The sequence below is a fragment of the Bacteroides sp. Ga6A2 genome (assembly GCF_000702225.1).
GTDB lineage: Bacteria > Bacteroidota > Bacteroidia > Bacteroidales > Bacteroidaceae > Ga6A1.
The window spans coordinates 1-6,841 of record NZ_JNKX01000071.1; the positions used below are offsets into that span (position 1 = coordinate 1).

The following is a 6,841-nucleotide window of genomic DNA, read 5'->3' on the forward strand; positions in this document are numbered from 1 at the left end:
GCTTAACTTGGTGATGAACGAGTCGTTTTTCGTGAATGAAGAAAAACGACTCTTTTTATTTGCGACGACACTCCACAACCAATTATGAATTGTCAACTGTCTAAATTTTTCAAGTTTCAATTTTCAAGTTTCAACTCATTTCTTAGCCGTAAAATATCCCGGATTTGACTTTCCGCCGTCTATCCTTGCACGAGTTGCATCAATAATTTCAGAATCGTATTTTGTTCCTTTGCCACCAACAATGCTCGTCAAATACTCGAACATTCTGTCTGTAAATTCTGCTTTTGACGTATTCCACCCTTCTCCTACATAAATTGTTTTTAGGCTCGTACAGTAATAAAACATCATCTCCATACTCCTTACATTTTCTGTATTGAACTTGCTTAAATCAAGTTCCAACAAACTGCTACACCCCGAGAACATACCGCTCATTCTTGTTACTTTTCGGGTGTTGAATTTACTAACATCAAGGCTTGTCAGACTTTTGCAATCAACAAACATGCCAAGCATTGCTGTTACATTTGATGTATCGAATCTACTGACGTCGAGACTTGCAAGGCCCTTGCAACCAGAGAACATCGTTCCCATATCCATAACTTTCGAAGTATCGAACCCTCTTAAATCAAGCCTCGTCAGTCTTTTGCACCCTCTGAACATACCGCTCATATCCGTAACATTCGAAGTGTTGAAACCTCTTAAATCAAGGCTCTCAAGGCATCTGCACCCCTTGAACATAGCGTTCATATCGGTTACTTTTGAAGTATTAAGGTTACTGATGCCTTCAATTTTTGTAAGATTTCCAAATCCATCAAACCAATGTGCACACGATGCAGGACGAGCATCCTTAAACGACTTGTCAAAAACAACCACAGTATAATAAGGATTATCAGGGATTGAGTATTCATTCCGTTTAATCCACTTAGGACAGCCATTTCCTTCATTCAACTCATACGCCGTGCCTTCGCGAGAGGCTTTCTTTTTATCATAGTAAAAAGTAAGCGTTGTACTATCTGGCGACACCACGGCATAGGCTTCCTGTGCTAAGGCAGAAATAGAAATTGCACTAAGAAATAAGATACTTAGTAATCTTGTGAAAAAATGCTTCATATAGTTAATTTATTTTTTAGCTGTAAAATATCCAGGCTTTGACTTTCCGCCGTCTATCTTTGCACGACTGGCGTCTGTAACTTTAGGATTAAACAGAGTACCTTTGCCTCCTACAAGTTTTGGCGAGTCCTTAAACATTTCTGTAGATTTCGTATCATTGCCTATATTCCAATTTTTTCTGACATAAATTGTTTTAAGGTTCGGACAAGCATAGAACATTCTACTCATATCTGTTACACTTGAGGTATCGAATGTGCTAACATCAATGCTTGTAAGACGTTCGCAAAACGCGAACATTAACATCATATTCTTTACATTCGAGGTGCTGAAGCTACTTAAATCAAGTTTTGTCAAATTCTTGCAGTCGCGGAACATCCAAAGCATATTCGTAACTTTTGAAGTATTGAAGTTACTAACATCAAGGCTTGTAAGACTTTCGCAACCAGAGAACATGCTACTCATATCTGTTACATTCGAAGTGTTGAACTTGCTAACATTAAGGCTTGTCAAACTTCTGCTACCCAAAAACATATGAAACATATTCGTTACATTAGATGTGTTGAATGTGCTTAAATCAAGGCTTTTCAAACTGATGCAATACTCGAACATACCTATCATATTCGTTACATTAGAAGTGTTGAAGTTACTTACATCAAGGCTTTTCAGTTCAAAGCATTCAGAGAACAAGCCAGTCATATCTGTTACATTTGAAGTGTCGAAGCTTTTTAAATCAAGGCTTGTAAGATTACAACATTCGCAAAACAAGAAACCCATATTCGTTACATTAGATGTGTTTAAGTTGCTAACATTAAGGCTTTTCAAGCCTTTACATTCTGCGAACATCCAGTTCATATCCGTAACATTTGAGGTGTTAAATGTGCTGACATCAAGGCTTGTGAGGCTTGTGCAACTATGAAACATCTTGCTCATATCAGTAACCTTTGAAGTGTTGAAGCTGCTTAAATCAAGGTTTGTAAGTTTGAAACAATACTCGAACATACTGCTCATATCTGTTACCTCTGAAGTGTTGAAGTTACTTACATCAAGGTTTGTAAGTTTTTCGCAATCATAGAACATATTGCACATGTTCGTTACCTTTGAAGTGTTGAAGCTACTTAAATCAAGGTTTGTAAGCTTTTCACACTCAAAGAACATCCTGCCCATATTCGTTACATTAGATGTTTCGAAATTGCTTAACTCAAGGCTTGTCAGACTGCCGCACTCACAGAACATTCCACTCATATCCGTAACATTTGATGTATCGAATCTGCTAACATCAAAGCTTGCCAGACTGCAATTGCACTCGCAGAACATATAACTCATATTCGTAACATTTGATGTATTCAGATTTTCTATACCTTCAATTTTTCTTAGGTTTTTAAATCCAGCAAACCAAGATGCGCACGATGTAGGGCGAGCACTCTTAAACGATTTGTCAAAAACGACCGTGATAAATTTCTGACAAGACGTTACCTGAGAGCTCGTTACAGACGGCTTAATGACATATTTAACCCACCCTGGGCTATCAGCTCCGATATTCAACTCATACGCCGTGCCTTCGCGAGAGGCTTTCTCGTTATCATAATAAAAAGTAAGCGTTGTATTATCTGGCGATGCCACGGCATAGGCTTCTTGCGCCATAGCAGGAATAGAGATTGCACAAAGAAATAAGATACTTATTAGTAATCTTGTGAAAAAATGTTTCATATACTAAAAAATGATTTAATTACGCCTGCGAAATTAAATCATTTTTCACTTTTCATCTTAAAGCGGACAAAAAAATTATAATTATTTAACTTTTCTACATAAACAATAAGATGTTCGAGCAGCAAATTTACCAGAATCGGGGTTGAGGCATTACAAATGCTTATAGTTTCAGATGCTCTGATTCGGAAATCCGAGCAAGCAGAACAGCATAAAAAATTATTTAAAAGGTTGTAACGTTACATTTTTTAGGCATTTATTCGTTAAAATTCATATATTTTAACGGTTATATACTATATTGGGAAAACGAATTTTCCAGCTCGTTTGTCCGTAACTTCCACGTATCTTCCGGCTTACTTGCCCCTTGCTTCCGGCTTGCTTGAACGTAACATGAACGTACCCTAAACGTACCTTGAACGTATCTTGAACGTAGCTACCCCGTTCCTACCCCGTAGCTACCCCGAACCTTGAATTTATGTTGAATCTACCTTGCCGCGATTTTTCAACTTTCAACTAAAGAAATTGTCAATTGTGAATTGTTAATTATCAAAACACATGCCACAACTAAAAGAGTGAATCTGGCTTTCCATTATAGCATGGAGAGAAGAAAAGACCTTATCACCCGTACAATGGCTGGTATAGAACTGCGTTTGAGGATAAGCATCAGTCAGCCTATTGGCAAGTTTGGACAATTCATCCGCCGTCTCGTGGTCGTCGAGCAGATGGAATCCCCCGACAACAGTTCTAACAGGATAGGAACAAGCCGAAAGGATATTCTCCAAGCCGCTATGAGCACAACCGGTAAAGAGCAAGCCATCGGCATACAGCGCAAGTTCGTGGCGAAAATCGTCGTTGACATAGTTGCCAACAGCATCTTGCACAAACAGATGACGGTTGCCAAGCGGCATAGGATGCGACTGACAGATATGGGCAATAATATACAGACCGTCTGCTATCACACAAGAATCATCTACAAAAAGAAATCTCTCGCGCATCTCCTCGGGCCATTCGGCAGTTATGCTGTGCAGACGGCCGCGCTTTGAAAAAAAACTTCCGCTAACGGCATCGGGCGAGACGATTATTTGTGCTTTATCGTTCAGACTAAGCAGATGCCTTAATCCGCCGGCATGGTCGCTGTGTCCGTGAGAGATAAACACATAATCCACCGTGCTGAGGTCGATGCCAAGGCGCTCTGCATTACGCACAAAGACATCGCTTGCTCCCGTGTCGAGCAAGACACGATGCCTTTCAGTTTCAAGCAGGACAGACAGACCGTGCTCCGTCTCCAACAAGGGGTTACAGCTACGATTGTCTGTTAGAACAGTCCATTTCATTTTCAACCGTTTTCAACTCTCAAAGAAAAAATTTTCAACTGTCTAAATTTTTCAAGTTTCAATTTTCAAGTTTCAACTTTCAACTCATTTCTTAGCCGTAAAAAAACCAGGATCGTCTATACCACCATCTATTTTAGCACGGGACTTATCTGCGGAACTATAATAAGCCATTGTTCCCTTACCCCCAACAAGATGTGCAACTTTATCAAACATCCATTCTGAGCGTGTTACCTTGCTTGTATTCCAGCCGTCCCCCACATAAACTGTTTTAAGATTCATACAAAAAGCAAACATTTCGCTCATGTCCGTTACATTAGAGGTATCGAAATTGCTCATGTCAATACTCGTCAAACGACATCCAGAGAACATACTGCTCATATCCACCACCTTAGATGTTTTTAACTCACTTAAATCAAGGTTCTTTATATCACAACCAGCAAACATTCTGCTCATATAGTTTACATTCGAGGTATCAAAACCACTAAAATCAAGACTCACAAACCTACAACCTTCAAACAGACTGCTCATGCTTGTTACATTCGATGTCTTAAGCCCACTCAAATCAAGGCTTTTAAGGCTACTACAGTTAGCAAATAAACCACTCATATCCGTTACATTCGAGGTATTAAACCTACTCAAATCAAGTTTTTTAAGGCTACTGCAGCCAGCAAACAAGCCACTCATATCCGTTACGTTTGAAGTATTAAAATTACATAAATCAAGACTTTCAAGACTGCTACAACCTTCAAATAGCTTGTACATACTCGTTACGTTAGAGGTATTAAAGCCACTCAAATCAAGTTTTTTAAGGCTACTGCAGCCAGCAAACAAACCGTTCATATACGTTACTTTAGAGGTATTAAAGCCACTCAAATCAAGACTTTCAAGACTGCTGCAACCTTCAAATAGATTGCTCATGCTCGTTACATTCAAGGGATTAAAATTGCTTATATTAATATTCTTTAGACTGCTGCAATAAGAGAACATATTGTTCATTTCCGTTAAGTTCGAAGCACTAAAACAGCTTAAATCAAGACTTTTAAGGCTTCTGCAATAAATAAACATCTTGTTCATATCAGTTACATTAGAGGTATTGAAACCACTCAAATCAAGGGTTGTCAAGCCGCTGCAATCTTCGAACATATTACTCATATTCGTAACATTCGAAGTATCGAAACCGCTTAAATCAAGGCTCGTCAGACCGCAGCAACCTTTAAACATACAACTCATATCCGTTACGCTCGATGTATTCAGATTTTTTATACCTTCGATTTTCGTCAAGCCAGAAAAGCCTCTGAACCATTGTCTACAAGATTCCGGACGAGCATCCTTAAACGACTCGTCAAAAATAACCGTTGTGACATAATGTCTTATTCCTAAGACTAAAAAAGACATGCCCTTACCTTCGGAATTATTTTGTCCTTCATTATTTATGATATACGCCTTGCCTTGTCGGGACTCCTTCTGGTCGTCGAAATAAAACGTGAGCGTTGTGCCGTCGAGCGATTTAATTACATAGGCTTCTTGCGCCATGGAAGACATAGGTTTTATCACAAGTCCCAAAAGGCTTAGGAAAAATAATGCTATATTGCGTTTCATATTAAATTTTGACATTATCATGAATTCTGATTTTTCAACTTTCTTATTTTTTAGCAGTAAAATATCCAGGATTTGCCTTGCCGCCATCTATCTTTGCACGAGCAACATCTACAAATTCAGAATCGTATTTTGTTCCTTTACCACCTACAAGACTGGTGCAATCATAAAACACATATTCAGGATTCCCAACTAAATATGTATCCCAGCCCTCTCCTACATAAACTGTTTTCAAACTTTTGCAACCAGAGAACATTTCGCTTATTTCTATTACCAACGAAGTATTGAAGTTGCTTATATCAAGTTTTTGCAGATTTTCGCAACCTGAGAACATTTTGCCCATATCCATCACTTGCGAGGTGTTGAAACCATCTACACCAACACTCTCCAGGCGTTTACAATCCTCAAACATTTCGCTCATTATCACCACTTTCGAGGTATTAAAACAACTTACATCAAGCTTTGACAAACATTTACAACCAGAGAACATACCGTCCATACTTATCACTTTCGAAGTATTGAAGTTACTTAAATCAAGGTTTTCCAAAACTTCGCACTCCCAGAACATACAACTCATATCTGTTACATTTGCAGTATTAAAACCGCTCAAATCAAGATTTTCCAAAACTTCGCACCCCCTGAACATATAACTCATATCTGTTACATTTGCAGTATTGAAACTGCTCAAATCAATGCTCTCCATACTTTTACACCCCCAGAACATTCTATTCATATCCGTTACTTTTGAGGTATTGAAACCGCTCATATCTACACTCTGCAAAATGTCACACCCCCAGAACATACAACTCATATTCCTCACTCTCGAAGTATTCAGATTGTCGATGCCTTCTATTTTTGTCAGATTTTTAAATCCGCCAAACCAATATGCACACGATACGGGGCGAGCATCTTTAAACGACTCGTCAAAAACTACCGTCGTATAATTCGAGTTTCTCGGGAATGAATATTCTCCAAAATCCACGAAATCAACCCATTTAGGATTGGCTTTTCCAACATTCAGCCTATACGCCGTACCTTGTCGGGAAGACTTATGTTTGTCAAAATAGAAGGTAAGTGTCGTGCCATCGGGCGATACTACC

Annotated in this window: 5 protein-coding genes; all 5 read right to left on the reverse strand. The window is 38.8% G+C overall.

Features of this window, described 5'->3' with window-relative positions; translation table 11 throughout:
• Positions 1-135 precede the first annotated feature (135 nt).
• Positions 136-1,107 carry a BspA family leucine-rich repeat surface protein gene (locus T538_RS0113380; protein WP_051656107.1) on the reverse strand — a complete coding sequence of 324 codons (972 nt, stop codon included), beginning with the start codon at positions 1,105-1,107 and terminating at the stop codon, positions 136-138.
• A gap of 9 nt (positions 1,108-1,116) precedes the next feature.
• Entirely contained in the window at positions 1,117-2,814 is a 1,698-nt protein-coding gene (locus tag T538_RS0113385) for a BspA family leucine-rich repeat surface protein (protein WP_081834997.1), read from the reverse strand.
• 536 nt (positions 2,815-3,350) lie between these two features.
• Positions 3,351-4,145, reverse strand: a complete 795-nt coding sequence (locus T538_RS0113390; protein WP_031534439.1) for an MBL fold metallo-hydrolase — start codon at positions 4,143-4,145, stop codon at positions 3,351-3,353.
• Positions 4,146-4,229: 84 nt separating this feature from the next.
• Positions 4,230-5,831: a BspA family leucine-rich repeat surface protein gene (locus tag T538_RS0113395; RefSeq protein WP_051656109.1), complete on the reverse strand. Its 1,602-nt coding sequence runs from the start codon at positions 5,829-5,831 to the stop codon at positions 4,230-4,232.
• A partial coding sequence (locus tag T538_RS0113400; RefSeq protein WP_051656110.1) for a BspA family leucine-rich repeat surface protein occupies positions 5,788-6,841 on the reverse strand: 1,054 nt, incomplete at its 5' end. The genes T538_RS0113400 and T538_RS0113395, both read right to left, overlap by 44 nt.

Excerpts from the sequence above, each read along its gene's own strand:
- T538_RS0113380 (WP_051656107.1), bottom strand. The coding sequence starts at position 1,107 with ATGAAGCATTTTTTCACAAGATTACTAAGTATCTTATTTCTTAGTGCA.
- T538_RS0113385 (WP_081834997.1), bottom strand. The coding sequence starts at position 2,814 with ATGAAACATTTTTTCACAAGATTACTAATAAGTATCTTATTTCTTTGT.
- T538_RS0113390 (WP_031534439.1), bottom strand. The coding sequence starts at position 4,145 with ATGAAATGGACTGTTCTAACAGACAATCGTAGCTGTAACCCCTTGTTG.
- T538_RS0113395 (WP_051656109.1), bottom strand. The coding sequence starts at position 5,831 with ATGGCGGCAAGGCAAATCCTGGATATTTTACTGCTAAAAAATAAGAAA.